This is a genomic window from Knoellia sp. B-D-2 (genome assembly GCF_057714695.1).
The window spans coordinates 3712710-3730054 of sequence record NZ_CM173189.1 but is presented as its reverse complement, the minus strand read 5'-3'; the positions used below and the strand labels follow the sequence as shown (position 1 = coordinate 3730054).

18 protein-coding genes are annotated in these 17345 nt (G+C 68.6%); 8 read left to right on the top strand and 10 right to left on the bottom strand.

Going from position 1 to position 17345, the window contains the following annotated elements; translation table 11 throughout:
* The 3 genes from AC3EU2_RS17680 to AC3EU2_RS17670 are packed head-to-tail and all read right to left on the bottom strand — an operon-like array spanning nucleotide 1 to nucleotide 2296.
* On the bottom strand, nucleotides 1-552 hold the full coding sequence (locus AC3EU2_RS17680) for a hypothetical protein (RefSeq protein WP_488177582.1): 552 nt from the start codon (nucleotides 550-552) through the stop codon (nucleotides 1-3).
* Entirely contained in the window at nucleotides 549-1667 is a 1119-nt protein-coding gene (locus tag AC3EU2_RS17675; protein WP_488177581.1) for a serine hydrolase domain-containing protein, read from the bottom strand. The genes AC3EU2_RS17680 and AC3EU2_RS17675 overlap by 4 nt, the downstream gene beginning before the upstream one ends.
* Nucleotides 1667-2296 (bottom strand): DJ-1/PfpI family protein, encoded by a 630-nt coding sequence (locus tag AC3EU2_RS17670; RefSeq protein ID WP_488177580.1) that lies wholly within the window; start codon nucleotides 2294-2296, stop codon nucleotides 1667-1669. Before AC3EU2_RS17670 ends, AC3EU2_RS17675 begins: the two co-directional genes overlap by 1 nt.
* A 95-nt stretch (nucleotides 2297-2391) precedes the next feature.
* Here AC3EU2_RS17670 and AC3EU2_RS17665 point away from each other — a divergent pair, with 95 nt between their 5' ends.
* Together AC3EU2_RS17665 and AC3EU2_RS17660 are read left to right on the top strand one after the other, a co-directional pair.
* Nucleotides 2392-3126: an AraC family transcriptional regulator gene (locus tag AC3EU2_RS17665; RefSeq protein WP_488177579.1), complete on the top strand. Its 735-nt coding sequence runs from the start codon at nucleotides 2392-2394 to the stop codon at nucleotides 3124-3126.
* Entirely contained in the window at nucleotides 3056-3448 is a 393-nt protein-coding gene (locus tag AC3EU2_RS17660; protein ID WP_488177578.1) for a helix-turn-helix domain-containing protein, read from the top strand. Before AC3EU2_RS17665 ends, AC3EU2_RS17660 begins: the two co-directional genes overlap by 71 nt.
* Before the next feature lie 472 nt (nucleotides 3449-3920).
* On the opposite strand, the gene AC3EU2_RS17655 is transcribed toward AC3EU2_RS17660, so the two are convergent.
* The gene (locus AC3EU2_RS17655; RefSeq protein ID WP_488177577.1) at nucleotides 3921-5234 is read right to left on the bottom strand and encodes an anaerobic C4-dicarboxylate transporter; all 1314 of its coding nucleotides are present in this window, start codon (nucleotides 5232-5234) and stop codon (nucleotides 3921-3923) included.
* The gene (gene aspA / locus AC3EU2_RS17650) at nucleotides 5231-6688 is read right to left on the bottom strand and encodes an aspartate ammonia-lyase (protein ID WP_488177576.1); all 1458 of its coding nucleotides are present in this window, start codon (nucleotides 6686-6688) and stop codon (nucleotides 5231-5233) included. Before aspA ends, AC3EU2_RS17655 begins: the two co-directional genes overlap by 4 nt.
* Nucleotides 6689-6885: 197 nt before the next feature.
* Here aspA and AC3EU2_RS17645 point away from each other — a divergent pair, with 197 nt between their 5' ends.
* Nucleotides 6886-7341 carry a helix-turn-helix domain-containing protein gene (locus tag AC3EU2_RS17645; protein ID WP_488177575.1) on the top strand — a complete coding sequence of 152 codons (456 nt, stop codon included), beginning with the start codon at nucleotides 6886-6888 and terminating at the stop codon, nucleotides 7339-7341.
* Between the two features lie 44 nt (nucleotides 7342-7385).
* On the opposite strand, the gene AC3EU2_RS17640 is transcribed toward AC3EU2_RS17645, so the two are convergent.
* From AC3EU2_RS17640 to AC3EU2_RS17630, 3 genes are all read right to left on the bottom strand, one after another.
* The gene (locus AC3EU2_RS17640; protein ID WP_488177574.1) at nucleotides 7386-7529 is read right to left on the bottom strand and encodes a hypothetical protein; all 144 of its coding nucleotides are present in this window, start codon (nucleotides 7527-7529) and stop codon (nucleotides 7386-7388) included.
* A gap of 1046 nt (nucleotides 7530-8575) precedes the next feature.
* On the bottom strand, nucleotides 8576-9391 hold the full coding sequence (locus tag AC3EU2_RS17635; protein WP_488177573.1) for an ABC transporter permease: 816 nt from the start codon (nucleotides 9389-9391) through the stop codon (nucleotides 8576-8578).
* Nucleotides 9388-10287, bottom strand: a complete 900-nt coding sequence (locus AC3EU2_RS17630; RefSeq protein ID WP_488177572.1) for an ABC transporter ATP-binding protein — start codon at nucleotides 10285-10287, stop codon at nucleotides 9388-9390. Before AC3EU2_RS17630 ends, AC3EU2_RS17635 begins: the two co-directional genes overlap by 4 nt.
* 282 nt (nucleotides 10288-10569) lie before the next feature.
* On the opposite strand from AC3EU2_RS17630, the gene AC3EU2_RS17625 reads away from it, so the two are divergent.
* The 4 genes from AC3EU2_RS17625 to AC3EU2_RS17610 all read left to right on the top strand — a co-directional run bounded on the left by AC3EU2_RS17625 (nucleotide 10570) and on the right by AC3EU2_RS17610 (nucleotide 14117).
* The gene (locus AC3EU2_RS17625) at nucleotides 10570-11271 is read left to right on the top strand and encodes a response regulator (RefSeq protein WP_488177571.1); all 702 of its coding nucleotides are present in this window, start codon (nucleotides 10570-10572) and stop codon (nucleotides 11269-11271) included.
* Between the two features lie 303 nt (nucleotides 11272-11574).
* Nucleotides 11575-12351: a methyltransferase domain-containing protein gene (locus AC3EU2_RS17620; protein ID WP_488177570.1), complete on the top strand. Its 777-nt coding sequence runs from the start codon at nucleotides 11575-11577 to the stop codon at nucleotides 12349-12351.
* A gap of 8 nt (nucleotides 12352-12359) precedes the next feature.
* A complete protein-coding gene (gene dinB / locus AC3EU2_RS17615; RefSeq protein ID WP_488177569.1) occupies nucleotides 12360-13613 on the top strand; it encodes a DNA polymerase IV in 1254 nt (417 codons plus the stop codon).
* Nucleotides 13614-13721: 108 nt separating this feature from the next.
* Complete coding sequence (locus tag AC3EU2_RS17610) at nucleotides 13722-14117, top strand: DUF3040 domain-containing protein (RefSeq protein WP_488177568.1); 396 nt, start codon at nucleotides 13722-13724, stop codon at nucleotides 14115-14117.
* A gap of 71 nt (nucleotides 14118-14188) precedes the next feature.
* Here AC3EU2_RS17610 and AC3EU2_RS17605 read toward each other — a convergent pair whose 3' ends face one another.
* Entirely contained in the window at nucleotides 14189-14683 is a 495-nt protein-coding gene (locus AC3EU2_RS17605; RefSeq protein ID WP_488177567.1) for a DUF456 domain-containing protein, read from the bottom strand.
* A 7-nt stretch (nucleotides 14684-14690) separates the two neighbouring features.
* Nucleotides 14691-14909, bottom strand: coding sequence for a DUF7455 domain-containing protein (locus AC3EU2_RS17600; protein ID WP_035933525.1), 219 nt, complete (start codon nucleotides 14907-14909; stop codon nucleotides 14691-14693).
* A gap of 234 nt (nucleotides 14910-15143) precedes the next feature.
* Between AC3EU2_RS17600 and AC3EU2_RS17595 the strand changes: the two genes are divergently transcribed.
* Nucleotides 15144-17291, top strand: a complete 2148-nt coding sequence (locus AC3EU2_RS17595; protein ID WP_488177566.1) for a DNA gyrase/topoisomerase IV subunit B — start codon at nucleotides 15144-15146, stop codon at nucleotides 17289-17291.
* Nucleotides 17292-17345: the final 54 nt, after the last annotated feature.

Below are 17345 nucleotides of genomic sequence, written 5' to 3'. Positions count from 1 at the left end.
TCAGGCGAGGCTCGCACCCACGATTGCTGCGGACATGAGCAGGTTTGCGAAGACACCAACAGGGTGCCGGTGGGCCGAGGTGTCGTGCTCGACCCACGTCAGGGCGGGCCAGCGCCATGCTGCTCTGAAGGCGCTGGCGCTCACCAGGGCGACCAGGAGAAGCCAGACGCCCAGCGGTGTCGTGACCCAGTTCAGGTTGAGCCACGCCATGGCCAGGCCTGCTGCGGCTGCGGCGAAACGACTGAGCAGCGCCCAGCGGTTGTTGGCGGCGAGCTGGCCGTGGGTTCTCCAGACTCCGGTCGCGAAAGCGGCGATGAGCCAAGCGATGGCGGCGAGCTTCCAATCGTCCAGAGCGTCGGTGGCCAGCGCGACAACGGCGAACGCAGTCATCGCCCTGAGGTGGCCCGTTCCGAGCATCTGACGGACTCGCTCCGGGATGGTGCCGTGGGAGTGCGCGAGAGCCACGATGAGGGAAGTCAGGAATCCGATGGCCATGCCCAACGGAGCGTGCAGAGCCAACGAGGCGGTGGTGGCAAGAACCACGTAGGTCATGACATGCCTACGAGGATCGTGAGGGCGGCGTCCTCGACCGGCGCCCTGGTATTGGACAGGATGATCACCGCTCGATGGTTGGCCCGGTCAAGCGCGATCGCCGCGCAGAAGCCCCCCGTGGCGCCGCCGTGAAAGGTCACTGTCCTCCCTTCCAGCTGCATGGTGTTCCAGGCGTAGCCCACCCGGGTGCCGTGTCCTTGGTCCCATCGTGGGGTCAGGGCGTCCATTCCCGGTGCGCTGCTGTTCAGGAGCGCCGTCGCGTACGCCGTCATGTCTGCCGCAGTCGAGCGCATCCCTCCCGCTGGCGCCCATGCGTGCGTCACCGACGGCTTGTGAGGTTGCCCGTCTGCGCCGTAACCCTGCGACGCATCGGCCGGCAGGTCGCTGCCCCTGATGGGAACACTCGTGCTGCTCATGCCGAGCGGCCCGAAAATGCGCTGCTGCATGAGCTGGCGATAGTCGGTGTTGGCCACTGAGGCGAGGCCCTCGCCTAGCAGGGCCGTTCCCAGGTTGGAGTACGCGTAGCGCCCCCGGTCGGTCAGTCGTGCCGAGCGGGCCACGGCGAGCAGGTCCGGGAGATCCTGCGTGAAAGCGTCACGGTGGGTCAGCAACCGCAGGTTCTCGCGAACCGTGGGGCTTGTCCCCACGCGAGGAAGCCCGGAACGGTGGCTGGCGAGCTCTGCCAGCGTCACGTTCTCGACTTCCTTCCCGCGCACCGGCAACAGGTCACCCAGCTTGGTGTCGGCCGTGACCTCCCCGCGTGAGATGGCGTCTGCCAGCGCGGCGGACGTGAACGTCTTGGTGACCGAACCGATCTCGTAGACAGTGGTTTCGTCGGCGCCGAATCCGGCGTAGCGGATCGTGGCGTCGTCGACGGTGGCGATGCTCACCACGTCCAAGGCGTCCCGCAGGTGGGGAAGAGCTTGGGCCGCCAGGTCCTGGTCCCCGGTCACCTGCGTCGACATCGAGGGCACCCGCGGCATGAATGCAAGTCCCAGGAGTGCGACCAGCACCCCCAAGGTGGCCGCCACCAGGACGCGGGCTGGGGTGGGGCGCCACGCCCCGGATGAATCATCGTGAGGGTCTGCGAAGAAAAGGTTCTGGTTGGGGGACATCAGCTGCACCTCTGTGCGTAGTAGGAACGGACGAGCTCGCCGATGTCGGCGGGCGCCTTCGCCGGAGAGCCGGCGTCGAAGGGGGGTTGGGGGTCGTACTCCAGGGCGAGCTGCACGGCTTGAGCGACAGCCGGGCCGTGGCTGAGGCCCAGGAGGGTCAGGGCGAGGTCGATGCCGGCAGTGGCGCCGGCCGAGGTCAGGACCTTCCCGTTGCGCACGACGCGCTGCGCGCTGTAGGTCACTCCCGCGTCGGTCAGGCGCTGCGCTGAGGCCCAGTGCGTGGCGGCCGTCCCGCCCTCCAGTGCGCCCGCGGCCGCCAGGTAGCTGGAGCCGGTACCGACGCTGAGCGTCCACGTCGTCGTCGGGTGCACCGTGCGGATCCACTCGACCAGCTCGGGATCAAGGCCGCACGAACAGTCGCTGCCGGGGACGACGACCACGTCGGCGGACACGACATCACCCAGGCACGCGGACGCGTGGAGCGCGCAGAGCCCGGTGTCGTCGATGACGGACCCGGCGGAGGTGGCCACGAACACGCTGCGGACGCCCGGTGCGGCGGCCAGGACCTGGAAGGGCCCCACCACGTCCAGCGCGGTGAACCGGGGGTAGAGCAGGTAGGCAACCTTCATGACTTCAGCGTGTGGCCGGGCTGGTCGAGCCACAAGGACACGTCCTTGACGATGACGGCCTCGCCCCGGGCGTACCGTCGACGCATGGACACCCAATGACCGCGGCGATGACGGCACCGTCGAGCGAGGTGGGCCTCGATCTACCCACCGAGCGGCGAGTGGTCATCGTGACCTTCGAATCAGGCCAGATCCTCGATGTCACCGGGCCCATGGAGGTCTTCTCTCACGCCTCCCGCTTCCTGCCCTCGGTCCGCTACCTCACCCAGGTCGTGACGAATGGTGGTGGCCCCGTCGTCGCCAGCTGCGGACTGGAGTTCACGTCCTCCGCGGTCAGTGACGTCACCGACCCCATCGACACGTTGGTGGTGGCCGGTGGCGCCGGCATCGACGCGGCCGTGGCGGATACCGAACTGCTCGACCAGATTCGACGACTCGCCCGTGACGCACGGCGCGTGACCTCGGTGTGTTCCGGTGCGTTCCTCCTTGCTGCTGCAGGGCTCCTCGATGGACGACGTGCCACCACGCACTGGGCGGACTGCGGGCTCCTCGGCAGCACCTACACCGAGGTGACCGTCGACCCCGACGCCATCTACGTCCACGACGGCAACGTCTGGACCTCCGCAGGCGTCACGGCCGGCATCGACCTCTCCCTTGCGCTGGTGGCTGACGACCACGGACGTCAGGCCGCCGCCACCGTCGCCCGCCAGCTCGTCGTCTACCTCCAGCGCACAGGCGGTCAGGCCCAGTTCTCCGCGCTCCTTGCGGGACAAGCAGCCGACACAGCCGGTTCGCGACCTGCTCGCCTGGCTGCACGACCACCTCACCGATGACCTGTCCATCGCCGCGCTCGCCCGGCAGATCAACCTCTCCGAACGGCAGTTCACTCGTGTCTTCAAGGCCGAGGTGGGTGCCACCGCAGCGGACCACGTCGAAGCGGTCCGCCTCGACTCCGCGTGCCGGCTCCTCGAGAGCACCAACAGGACTATCGAACAGATCGCCAAGACCTGTGGTTTCGGCACACCCGAAACCATGAACCGGGCCTTCCGCAGGCGGCTGAACACCACCCCCGGTGAACATCGCCACCACTTCCGCGGAGACCAAGGGCTCCGCAGCAATCCGGCGCATGAGCAGGCTCAGACCGCACAGCAGTAGAGGCATTGCGTCGCCCGCGATGCGCTCGGACGGCCAGCGCGTCACTCCGGCTCCGAGCTGACCGTGCCAAGGGGCGGCAAGTCGGTCGGAATGTTGGACCTTTCCGCCTCCGGTCATGTGACGGTATGGATACCGATGGGTGCCACCAAGAGGGAGTGCGCAGACAGCAGGTCGCCTTCGCAGGAGACCGGGGGAGTGCGGCCCCCAGCCACTGTCGATCCAGAACCCTTTTCGAGGGGGACTGCGGTGCTCACGCCACCGGTAGGGCTGCTGCTGGTGGTCCCGGCAGGGCGACCCCCGTCCCTGCGACGGAGGTCGCCAGCTGCCAGCCGCCGGACGTCGTGGTGGCCACATGGTTGATGGTCTCGCCCTCCGTGCGGGGTCGCACTTCGCCCACCGCACACCGGCGGCCGGGACAGCCGACAGGCCGTAGCGCATCGGTGCGACGCGCCAGCGGAGTTTCACCGCCCGATCAGAGGATGAACGATCCGAACAGGAAGCCCAGGGCCACTGCGATCGTGATGTTGATCGCCCCCGGCACCAGGAACGGGTGGTTGAACACGTACTTGCCGATCTGGGTTGTGCCGGTGTCGTCAAGCTCGACCGCGGCCAGCAGGGTCGGATAGGTGGGCAGGACGAACAGGGCCGACACCGCCGGGAAGGCAGCCACGATGCCCAACGGGGCGACGCCGATCGCCAGCGCGGTGGGCATCAAGGCCGCGGTGGTTGCCGCCTGCGAGTAGAGCAGGGCCGAAGCGAAGAAGAGCACAATGGCGAGCGTCCAGGCGTGGTTGCGCAGCAGGTCGCCCGCGGCATCGGTGATCTGGGTCTCGTGGGCGCTGACGAAAGTGCTGCCCAGCCAGGCGATACCCAGGACGCAGATGCTCGCGCTCATCCCCGACTTGAAGGTCGACGCCTCGAGGATCGCAGGGGTTTTCACCTTGCAGGCGACGACGATGACGATGGCGATCGTCAGCATGAAGGCGATGATCGCGGAATCCCGCTCCATCACCGGATCGGTCACCAGCCCCACCTTCTCGCTGATGAAGATGGAGTAGCCCACCACAGCCACCAGTCCGATGGCAAAGGTCAAGACGGAGAGCCGGGCTCGCGGCAGGAGGTGTCGCTCCAACTGCCCCTTTGCGCTGACGGTGCCCAAGGCAAGTCGTCGCTGGTACTCGGGATGGGTGTCCAGGTCGGTCGCGTGCCGCATTCTGTCAACGGTCATCATGATCGCCGCTGTCGCCATGCAGGCGATGAAGGTCGAGGGCACGGCGACCGCCAGCAGCTCGAGGTAGTCCACGCCCTTCTTCTCCAGCACGCTGGAGAAGAACACGACCGCCGCCGAGATCGGCGAGGCCGTGATGGCGAGCTGGGAGGCCACGACCGCGATGGACAGGGGACGCGAAGGCCGGATGTTGTTCTCCTTCGCGACCTCGGTGATGACCGGCAAGGTCGCGAACGCGGTGAACCCGGTGCCGGCCATGAACGTCATCGAGTAGGTGATGATCGGAGCAAGGAAGGTGAGATGGCGGGGGTTCTTCCGCAGGACCCGGTCGGCCAGGTCAACCAGATAGTCCATTCCTCCCGCCACCTGCATCGCGGCGATGGCCACGATCACGCTGATGATGATGGAGATCACGTTGAGCGGGAGCTCGCCGGGTGAAACCCCGAGTATCGCCAGGACGAGCACCCCCAGGCCACCCGCGAAGCCGATCGCAATGCCGCCCATCCGCGCACCGATGAAGATCGCCGCAAGGACGACTGCGAACTCGACAACGATCATCTGGGGTCCCCGGCCACCACGGTTGAACGCTCTTGGTCGGCGTACACCTTGCCGCGGTAGAGCGGCCGCATGAGGTTCTCCGGGGCGAAGTTCTCGTCCAGCTCGGCCTCGGTCAGCAAGCCCAGCTCCAAAACGACCTCGCGCACACTGCGTCCGGATCGGGCGCACTCCTTCCCGACGAGGTCACCGTTGTGATGACCGATCACGGGGTTGAGGTAGGTGACGATGCCGATCGAGTGCATGACGTAGTCGTTGCACACCTCACGGTTTGCAGTGATCCCGTCGACGCACCTGTCCCGCAGGCTCCGACAGGCGTTCCGCAGCAGAGAGACCGACTCGAAGAGCGCCTGGGCCATCACGGGCTCCATCACGTTGAGCTGGAGCTGCCCAGCCTCGGCAGCCATCGAGACTGTCACGTCGTTGCCGATGACCTTGAAGCACACCTGGTTGACCACCTCCGGAAGGACCGGGTTCACCTTCGCCGGCATGATCGAGGACCCAGCTTGGAGCTCCGGCAGGTTGATCTCGTTGAGGCCGGTGCGGGGTCCGGAAGAAAGCAGACGGAGGTCGTTGCAGATCTTGCTGAGCTTGACGGCCACTCGCTTGACCGCGGCGTGCATCGACACGTACGCACCGGTGTCGGAGGTCGCCTCGATGAGGTTCCCCGCCAGCACCACCGGCAGACCCGTGACCTCGGCCAGCTTCGATACCGCACACTGCGCGTAACCGTCCGGGGTGTTCAGACCGGTGCCGATGGCCGTCGCGCCGAGGTTGACCTCGAGGAGCAGCTCGGCCGCCCGCGTGAGCTGCCGGATCTCGTCGCGCATCAGGTCGCCGTACACCTTGAACTCCTGGCCCAAGGTCATCGGAACGGCATCCTGAAGCTGGGTCCGTCCCATCTTCAGGACGTCGGCGAACTCCACGGCCTTGCTGTCGAAGGCGTCCGACAGCTCCGCTATCTCGTACTTGAGCTCCTCAACGGCGTTGAAGACCGCGAGGTGCAACCCGGTCGGATAGGCGTCGTTGGTCGACTGGCACCGGTTGACGTGGTCGTTGGGGTCGATCACGTCGTAGCGTCCCTTCGCCAGTCCCAGTGTCTCGAGGGCGAGGTTCGCGATCACCTCGTTGGTGTTCATGTTGACCGACGTGCCAGCACCGCCCTGGAACACGTCGATCGGGAACTGGTCCATGCATCGACCCTCTTGGAGGATCTGGTCACAGGCAGCGACAATCGCGTCTGCCTTCAGGCCCGACATGGTGCGCAGCTCCTTGTTGGCCAGCGCTGAGGCCTTCTTGACCTGGACCATCGCGCGCACCATCTCTGGTAGGTCGCTGATGGTGACGTCACTGATCGTGAAGTTCTCCATGGCGCGGACCGTGTGAATGCCGAAGTAGGCATGACCCGGAACGTCCTTCGGCCCCAACAGGTCTTCTTCTACGCGTACGTCGTCCATGACGGATGCCTCCTCGACTGGCCCAGAGCCGTTCGATTGACGCCGCTGAGCGGGTCACGAGGCAACGGGGGTGGTGCGGGCCACTGGATGGAGGCCCTGCTGTCGCAGTTTGTCGTCCAGGACCACCGGTCGCCAAGGGACCAATGTCCTGACTTGCTCGTCGAAGGCGATCGGTACAGGTGCGCAGCCGTCCCGGCGTGACCCGAGCCGAGTCCGAGGAGGTCAGGGACCTGCGTCGGCGCAACCGGCTGTTGGCGCAGGGCAATGAGGTCCTGCGCCGGGCCGCGGCGTACCTGTCGCAGGCGAACCTGAGGCTTGGGTCAGTCCCCACAATGACGTTCCCGCTGGTCCTGGACCTTGCCGCGTACGGGATTCCCGTCGCGGTGACCTGCGGGTTGCTCGGCTTCTCCCGGCAGCCGTTCTACGCGTGGAGGGCGAGCCCCATCAGCCAGCGCGAGCTCGTCGATGCCTACGCCACCCACGCCGCCCGCGGGGTCCACGCCGACGACCCGGGGTTCGGGCACCGGTTCATCGCGGACGAGCTCGCGGAGGCCGGCCACGCCGTGTCCGAGCGGCGGGTGTGGCGCCTGTGCTCCCAGGCCGGCCTCGTCTCGGCGCACTCCCGCAACCAGATCTTCAGCAGTCCCCAATGAACACGTAGCCAGTGCGGACATCTGAGTATCGACGAAGTCCAACGTCATGCGGCTCGTTCGAAGCACTCGAGCGCGAGGTCGGCGATCGCGGCCGGGGCGTCATCGGTGATCAAATGCGCCGCGTCATCGACGAGGGGGAACTCGACGCGATCGGCGAACCGCTCCGGGTCGCGGCAGACGTGCGCCATGATCTCCTCGGTCCGGGGGCGACGGGGCGGCCGATGACGACGAGGGTGGGCACCGTGAGGCGCTGGCGTCGGTACACGCCGCACGCTATGCGAATGGCTTCGGGCAGGACCATCCCGCGGTAGCGAACGCACTGCGCCGTCGATGTCGGGGCGGCGCATCGGGGCGAGGTGGGCATCGACGACTTGCGTCGGTATCGGGCGCGCGACGAACTCCTTCGAGAAGGTCCCGCGCAGTGAGGCTGTCGCAGCGGTGTGGCGATGTCGACCTCAGTCGGCTCAGTGCCGTACAGCAGGCCGACCGGCATGTCAGGGGCCAGGTCCTTGTGGACGCGCAGCCAGACGTGGTCGAAGGACTGGACCACGACACGCTCGGCCTTGAGTGCGCGCTCGAGCGCCGGCCGCGAGCGCAGCACCTTGTCGAGATCGCGCTCGATGCCGAGTGCAGCTCGGGCGTCCTGGGCTCGAGCAGCATCCCGGCCTGCTGTCAGCCGCTGTTGACCCCCTCGTCAGGGTCGGCACCCGCTCTCCGGTGAACTCAGGGGCGAACCTGGAACCCGCGTCGAGCTGCTCGATGTCGGCGAGGCAGAAGGCACGGACGTTCCAAGGAGCCCAAGGCCACCTGCAAGGCTGGGTTCCACAAGGCGCTCGATGCTCTCGGCGGGTCTCCGACCGTCCTGCGGTTCAGGGGCTGGACTGGTCGTTTCGAGTCAATCCACGTGGTGGGCCGCGGTCGCGACCTTCACCGTGGTTTCGGCCATCCCGAGGTGCACCTGACATTCGGGTGCGTGCCCTGACCGCCCACCACCGAGGACCCTCCGAGAGTCGCAGCGCCACGCGGGCCACCGGCATACCCGAATCAGGTTAAGCCCCAACGAAATCCCACTGCAATGATCACGAGCCCACGCCGGTGGCCCCATGAAACAGCGTCGTGAGCCAGGGCCGCGCCGCTGACCGGGCACAACGTCGCTTCAAGGAGCCGCCGACCGGACACAAGCTGTGACAGCGTGTGCCCGGTCAGCGCCTCTCTCAGGAACCTGGTTGCCCGGTCACTTCACCTCGGAGTGGCGCAGGAACCACAGCCCGACCACGAGTGGAGCCACGATCCAGATCGACGTGGTGGAGCCGAGCATGGCCCACTCGCGACCTGTGTCGGTGGCTCCCTCGAAGAGGTTGACCTGGGTGTAGTTCCAGTCGATCCAGGGCTGCAGGTCGGCGAACCACTCGCGCACCTGGGCGAGCAGCGCGAGGATGCCGGGCAGCACCAGCGAGACGACGAAGTAGCCGACGATGGCCGCGGCTGAGTTGCGGAGGACGACGCCGAGCGTGAAGCCGATGGCCATCCCCACGACGTTCCCCAGCACGATCTGCGACGCATCGACGAGGGTGACGTCCCAGAGGGTGTCGACACCGGCGAGGTTCGAGCCGATCACATTGCCGAGGGCGCCGATGGCGAAGGCGACGGCCATCGACACAACCCCGACCAAGAGGGTCGCGATCGCTTTGGCCCCGATCACGCGGCCGCGACTCGGCATCAGGGTGAACGTCGTGAGCCCGCTGCGCTGACTCCACTCGCTGGTGACGGAGAGAATCGCGATCATCGGCAGGATCACCGACATCGGGAAGCCAAACGCGGTGGCGAAGTTCGTGTAGGTGACGGCCTCGTCCGGCGCGAGGATGATCACGGCGCCGGTGGCGATCACCGAGAGGACACCGATGCTGACCAGCATCCAGAAGCCGGAGCGGGTGTTGAACATCTTGCGCAGCTCGACCTTGACGAGGCGAGTCGTCGGGATGGGGCGGGCAGTGCGTCGTACGGGCGCAACCGCCGCGGCGGTGCGGGGAGAGATGGTCGTGGCGGTCATGCCGCAACTCCTTCGCGTTGGGTGTCGGCGGTGAGGGACAGGAACATGTCTTCGAGGCCCGCGCCTTCGGCGGACCTGAGTTCAGTGAGAGCGATGCCGGCAGCCAGGGCGACGCTGCCCACCTGGGCGGGATCGGCGTCGGTACGAACCGAGCCGTCACCGGCCAGGTTGCTGGGGATCCCCGCCTGCTCGAGAGCATGGGCCAGGTCGCGAGGTGACGCAGCGCGGGCGAGGGTGCCAGCCGCGGCAAGCAGTTCCTCCTTGGTGCCGGAGGCGACGATCCTGCCGTTGCCGATCACGACGAGGTCGTCGGCGATGACCTCAATCTCGTGCAGCAGGTGCGAGGACAGCAGCACGGTGCCGCCGTTGTTGGCATAGCCGCGCAGCAGGTCGCGCATCCAGCGGATGCCGGCCGGGTCGAGACCGTTGGCCGGCTCGTCGAGGATCAACACCTTCGGGTCACCCAGTAGTGCGGTGGCGATGCCGAGGCGCTGGCGCATGCCGAGTGAGTAGTTGCGCACGCGCCGCCTTGCCTCAGTCGGGGTCAGGCTGACCAGGTCGAGCATCTCGTCGACGCGCTGGCGGGACAGGCCCATCGTGTCGACAGCGACGGTGAGGATCTCGCGGCCGGTGCGTCCCGCGTGCTGCGCCGAGGCGTCGAGGAGGACGCCGACCTCGAGGCCCGGGTTGGGGAGGTCGGCGTACCGGACTCCGTCGATGGTGGCGGTGCCGGAGGTGGGGGCGGTGAGGCCGACCATGACCCGCATGGTGGTGGACTTGCCAGCGCCGTTCGGGCCGAGGAATCCTGTGACGCGGCCGGGCCGGGCAGTGAAGGAGACGTTGTCGACGGCGGTGAAGCCGGCGTACTTCCGGGTGAGGGAGTCAATGGTGATCATGTGCTCCATGCTTGCGGCAGAGCACGGTGGGGCACATCGGGTGTCGCCCCCCAGACAACCCCGATCTGACCCCCGGTCGACCCTGAGTTGCAGATGGCGTTGCGCAGTGGCCGGCCACGAGCGAGAACGCCGGCCACGTGGTCGAGATGGGCCGTGGCGGGGTGCCGATCGGATGGGCACCAGTCCGGAGTGGCGATGGCGAGGGGCCTGGCCCGTTCGACTGGGCGGACACGTCGTGCCGCTCGAGATGCGGAAGAAGGCCGCGTGTTGCACCATGAGCCCGTGACCACTGCCCCGGACTCGTCCGACCGTATTCGGATACTCATCGTCGACGATCACGACCTCTACCGTCGCGGCATGCAGGCAGTCCTGGGACTCGAGCCCGACCTGGACATCGTGGCCGAGGCCGAGTCGGCCCGCGAGGCGATCGGCAAGGTCCGTGAGGTCCAGCCCGACCTCGTCCTTCTCGACCTCCGCATGCGCGGAATGAGCGGCATCGAGGCGTGCCGAGCGTTCAAGGAGGAGTCGTTCGGCACGAGGGTCGTGCTGCTCACGGCGTCCGACGACGAGGCCGACCTGTTCTCGGCGATCAAGGCAGGAGCCAGCGGCTACGTCCTCAAGGACGAGCCGACGGAACGGATCGCCGAGGTGATCCGCCTGGTTCATTCGGGGCAGTCCGTCATCCCTCCCCGTCTGGCCAGTCTGTTGGTTGCCGAGTTCGGGCGACTGGGCACCGTCCCTGCTCCGGAGACCCCGTTGGGGATTCGCCTCACACCACGTGAGCGCGAGGTGCTCGTCCTGCTCGCACGGGGATGCTCCAACAGACAGATCGCGAAGCAGTTGTTCGTCAGCGAGAACACGGTGAAGAACCACATGCGCAACAGCATGGAGAAGCTGCAGGTGCGCACGCGTGTTGAGGCGGCGATGTACGCGCTTCAGCATGGGCTCGAAGGACTGGAAGCTCCCACGGCGTCCCAGCCCTAGCCGTCCACAGGGTGGACGAAGAACCTGCCGGGCGAGGTGGCCCTGCGTTCCTGAACCGGGAGTCGTGCGCGTGAACGGCCCCAGCGGCCGAGTGACCCCCGACTCGCACGGTCCTACCCCAAGTCCAGCTGCTCGTTGACCTGGATCAAAGCGCCCACGCGGGTAGCAGCTGCCCTTCGCGCAGGACTTCATCGTCCCGCCCGCCACGCGACCAGTGGCTGTCCCCGCAGACAACTAGGCTCGGTCGCGCACACCGCGACGTCGGCGTGCGCCCGAGCAGAGCCCCCAGGAGAGGTGACACCCGTGAGTGACGACCCGTCGAGCACCCGACGCGCGGGAGTCTCGACCTCACCCCGGACCGCCGCCATGTGGGCCGCCGTCGACGAGGTCGTCCACGCCCGCTCGGACGAGCTCCAGCGCCCGCTCCGCGTCATCGACCTGGGCGGAGGCACCGGCGGCCTCGCGGTGCCGCTGGCCGTCGCCGGCCACGACGTCACGGTCGTCGACCCCAGCCCGGACGCACTCGCCTCGCTGCGCCGCCGAGCCGCGGAGGCCCAGGCGTCCTCGCGGGTGAGCGCGGTCCAGGGCGACGCCGACACCCTGTCCTCGCTCGTGGGCCGCGACCAGCCCGACCTCGTCCTCTGCCACGGCACCCTCGAGTACGTCGACGACCCGGCGACCACGCTCGCCCAGGTCGCCGCCGTCCTGCCGCCCGGCGGCATCCTCAGCCTCGTCGTCCCGCAACGGGCCGGCGCCGTGGTGGCGCGAGCCCTCGCCGGGCAGTTCGCGCAGGCCCGGGCCGCGATGGAGCGCCCCGACGGGCGCTGGGGCGACGCCGACCCGGTCCCGCGACGCTTCGACCGGGACGGCATCATCGCCCTCCTCGAGACCGCCGGCCTCACGACGACGCGAGCACACGGCATACGCATCTTCAGCGACCTCGTGCCCTCGGTCCTCGTCGACTCCGACGCCGACCGGGCCGCCCTGCTCGACCTCGAGCGGGCCGTGGCCACGCACCCCGACTTCGCCGCCCTCGCCGACCTCGGGACCTCCCTGCACGTCATCGCCACCCGAGCCTGAGAGCGGCCATGAGCCGTCGCCAGTTCAGCCTCCCCCAGCGCTCGTCGAGCGAACCGCCCGACGACACCGGGTGCACCGTCCTGCACGTCGACATGGACGCCTTCTACGCGTCGGCGACCCTGCTCTCGCACCCCGAGCTCGTCGGCACCCCCGTCATCATCGGGGGCGGCAACCGCGGCGTCGTCCTGTCGGCGACCTACGAGGCACGCCGGTTCGGGGTCGCCTCCGCGATGCCGATGACCCGGGCCCGCCGGCTCTGCCCCCAGGCGGTCGTGCTCCCGCCCGACCACGCGCTCTACGCGGAGATCTCGGCCGGCGTGATGCAGACCTTCCGAGCGGTCACCCCCGACATCGAGCCGCTGTCGCTCGACGAGGCCTTCCTCGACGTGGCGGGTGCCATCCGCCGGCTCGGCTCACCGGCGAGCATCGGTGCACGCATCCGCGACACGGTCCACGACGAGCAGGGCATCACCTGCTCGGTCGGGGTGGCCTCGACGAAGTTCGTCGCCAAGATCGCGTCCGGGCTGGCCAAGCCCGACGGGATGGTCGTCGTCCCGCGCGACGAGGTCATCCCCTTCGTGCAGCAGCTGCCCGTGGGGGCACTCTGGGGCGTGGGGGAGAAGACGGAGGAGCAGCTGACCCGGCTCGGCCTGCGCACCGTCGCCGACATCGCGCACACCCCCCTCCCGACCCTCGTCCGAGGGCTGGGGGAGGCGACGGGCCACCACCTTCACGAGCTCTCGTGGGGGCGCGACCCGCGCACCGTCCAGCGCGAGCAGCGCGAGAAGAGCGTCGGTGCCGACGAGACCTTCGAGTACGACATCGACGACCCCCGCGAGATCCACCGCCACCTGCTCAAGCTGAGCGACCGCGTCGCTGCCCGGCTCCGTGCGGCGGGCCTCACCGGGCGCACCGTCTCGATCAAGGTCCGCTTCGCCGACTTCACGACCATCACCCGGGCCCGCACCCTGCGCGAGCCGACCGACGGCAGCCGTGAGATCTACGAGACGGCCACGTCGCTCTACGACGCCCTCGGGCTGCAGCGGGCCCGGATCCGGCTCGTCGGCGTGCGTCTCGAGAAGCTCGTCGCCGTCGAGGCCGCCCCCATCCAGGGCATGCTCGGCGAGAACGAACACGGCTGGCGCGAGGCCGATCGGGCCGTCGACAGGGCCAGCGCCCGCTTCGGCGCGGGGTCGGTCCGGCCTGCGAGCCTGATCACCCGGGGCCAACCTTCCCCCCGGACCGATCGCGACCTATCCTGAGGAGACCAGCACCCCAGCTGGCGAATGCAACGAAACCGCGGCGTCGTGCGTTGTCCCTGATGGAGGATGATCAGAGGACCACGCACCGTCGCACACCGGGAGGACGCCGTGCCGCTTTCAGAGCACGAGCAGAGGATGCTCGCGCAGTTGGAGCAGGCCCTCGCCGAGGAGGACCCCAAGTTCGCCTCGAGCATGGAGGGCACGCGCCGCGGCGGTCCCACGCGTCTGCGCTGGATCATCGGCGTCACCGGTGTGGTCGTCGGCCTCGGCCTCGTCCTCGTCGGCATCAACACGACGATGTGGGTCGGTGCGGCCGGATTCGCCGTGATGGTGGCGGCTGTCGCCTTCTCCCTCACCCCGCCGCGACGCGGCAAGCTCACCGTCGTACGCGACGACGGCACGGCCGGTCCGGCCGGGTCGGGGCGCCGCCAGAAGAGCGGCTCGGGGTTCATGGACAAGCTCGACGACCGATGGGACCGGCGCGGCCGCGACGGCTGGAGCTGACCGCCGGCGTATGCCGGCCGCGCGCCTTCCCGGGTCCCGCTCGGTGGCCGGATCTCAGGTGCGGCTGGACCTCAGGTGGCGAGGACGCCGACGACCCACGTCACGGCGATGAGCACGCCGGCGCACAGCTCGATGCCCATGCTCGTCATCACGGCGACGACGGCGTGCTTGGTGCGGGCCCACGCCTGGGCCCGGTCACGGCTGCGGCCCTGCTCGACGAGGAAGATGCCACCGACGAAGCCGATGACGAAGCCGACGACCGGGATGACGAACATCCCGACGACGCCGAGGAGGACGGCGAGGAGCAACGTCGAGGTCGTGACGCCCTGGGAGCGCAGCCGCTTGCCCGGCACGAGGAACTGGATGACCACGCCCGCAAGGTAGATCGCGACGCAGATGCCGAAGACGGTCCACGCGGTGGAACCGCCGGTCTCGTAGGCCCAGAGGAGCACCCCGACCACCGCGACGAGCAGGCCGGGGACGACCGGGACGACGATGCCGACGATCCCCACGATGATGAGGATCGCCGGCACCCAGACGCTGGTGCCCTCCGGAAGGAGGTTCAACCCGGGGTCAGACGTCGATGTCCGCGGCGGCGGGCGGCTCCGTGAGTCGGTCGCTCTCGTCCACGATGTCGGCGTGGTCGCGCAGCTTGGGCAGGTGCTCGCGCCCGTGGTGGGCGCAGAAGAGCAGCTCACCACCGACGTGGAGCGTCGCTCGCACATAGGCCTGGGCACCACAGCGGTCGCAGCGGTCCGCGGTGGTCAGGATGGGTGCCAGTGCGGTGGTCACATCGGCCTCCTTGGCTGATCTCGTCAATGGGCCCACGCGATTACGTGGGCGTCAGGCGTTGCAACAGTCAAACACGCCCAGCTCTTCCCGAGGGGGAGGCGCCCGTGATGTGACCGTTCCGATGCCAACACGAGGAATTCTTCCCCACGGGTCCGACAGCGCGCCTCGGCGGGGTCGTCAGGGGCCCCGGTTAGCCTGTGGACTCCGCCCGCACGAGCTCCCCGAGAGGACCGCATGACCCCCGCGTCCACGGCCAAGAAGGTCGCGACGAGCAAGTCGTCGTCCGACTACAGCGCCCACCACCTCCAGGTCCTCGAGGGCCTGGAGGCCGTGCGCAAGCGGCCGGGCATGTACATCGGGTCGACCGACAGCCGCGGCCTCATGCACTGCCTCTGGGAGATCATCGACAACGCGGTCGACGAGGCGCTCGGCGGGCACGGCGACCGGATCGAGGTCATCCTCCACCTCGACGGCTCGGTCGAGGTCCGCGACACCGCCCGTGGCATCCCCGTCGACATCGAGCCCCGCACGGGGCTCACCGGCGTCGAGGTCGTCTTCACCAAGCTCCACGCGGGCGGCAAGTTCGGCGGCGGCTCCTACACCGCCTCCGGTGGCCTGCACGGCGTCGGCGCCTCGGTGGTCAACGCCCTCTCGGCCCGCCTCGACGTCGAGGTCGACCGCGGCGGCAAGACCTACGCGATGAGCTTCCGCCGCGGTGAGCCCGGCTACTTCCCCGACGTGGCCAGCTCGGACAAGAGCCCCGACCACGAGTTCACCCCCTACGAGCGCACCAGCGAGCTCGCGGTCATCGGCAGGTCCAAGCGGGGCGCGACCGGCACGCGCGTGCGCTACTGGTCGGACCCGCAGATCTTCCTCAAGGACGCCGACTTCGACTACGAGGGCCTCGTCGGTCGCGCCCGCCAGACCTCCTTCCTCGTCCCCGGGCTCACCCTCGTCATCCGTGACGAGCGCCGCCTGCCGGGCACGCCGGGGGAGCACGGACCGCACGAGGAGGTCTTCGTCCACGACGGCGGCATCAGCGAGTTCGCCGAGTTCCTCGCGCCGGACCCGTCCGTGACCGACGTGTGGCGCCTGCGGGGCACGGGCCACTTCACCGAGACCGTGCCGGTGCTCGACGCCAAGGGCCACATGAGCCCGCAGGACGTCGAGCGCGAGTGCGAGGTCGACATCGCCGTCCGGTGGGGGACCGGCTACGACGCGAAGGTGCGCTCCTTCGTCAACATCATCGCCACGCCCAAGGGCGGCACCCACATGGCCGGCTTCGAGCAGGCGCTGCTCAAGGTCTTCCGCAAGCAGCTCGAGGTCAACGCCCGCCGCCTCAAGGTCGGCAGCAACAAGGTCGACAAGGACGACGTCCTCGCCGGGCTCACCTCGGTCGTCACCGTGCGCCTGGCCGAGCCGCAGTTCGAGGGCCAGACCAAGGAGGTGCTCGGCACCAACGCCGTGCGCGCCATCGTCGCGCGCGTGGTCGAGAAGGAGCTGACCAACGCCCTCACCTCGACCAAGCGCGGCGAGAAGCAGCAGGCGGCGATGCTCCTCGAGAAGGTCACCGCGGAGATGAAGTCGCGGATCAGCGCGCGGCTGCACAAGGAGACCCAGCGCAAGAAGAACGCGCTCGAGACCTCGTCGCTGCCCGCCAAGCTGGCCGACTGCCGCAGCAACGACCTCGAGCGCACCGAGCTCTTCATCGTCGAGGGCGACAGCGCGCTCGGGACCGCCAAGCTCGCGCGCGACTCCGACGTCCAGGCGCTGCTCCCGATCCGCGGCAAGATCCTCAACGTCCAGAAGGCCTCGCTCACCGACATGCTCGGCAACGCCGAGTGCGCGGCGATCATCCAGGTCATCGGCGCCGGCTCCGGGCGCAGCTTCGACGTCGACGCCGCCCGCTACGGCAAGGTCATCATCATGACCGACGCCGACGTCGACGGCGCCCACATCCGCACGCTGCTGCTCACCCTCTTCTTCCGCTACATGCGTCCCCTCGTCGAGGCCGGCAAGGTGTATGCCGCCGTGCCCCCGTTGCACCGCATCGAGGTCTCGGCGGCGGGCGCCCGCAAGGGCGAGCTGCTCTACACGTACTCCGAGGGGGAGATGCGCCGGACCGTCGCGTCCCTGACGAAGCGGGGCCGCACGATCAAGCAGCCGATGCAGCGCTACAAGGGCCTGGGCGAGATGGATGCCGACCAGCTGGCCGAGACGACGATGGACCCGCGCCACCGCACGCTGCGCAAGGTGACGATGGCCGACGCCGAGGACTCCGAGCGCGTCTTCGAGCTGCTCATGGGCAACGAGGTCGCGCCCCGTCGTGACTTCATCGTCAGGGGTTCGGCCCAGCTCGACCGCGAGCGGATCGACGCCTGACCCGCGAACCCATCTCGCGGCATACCGCGCGTTTGCGTTGCCCTCGGACGTGAT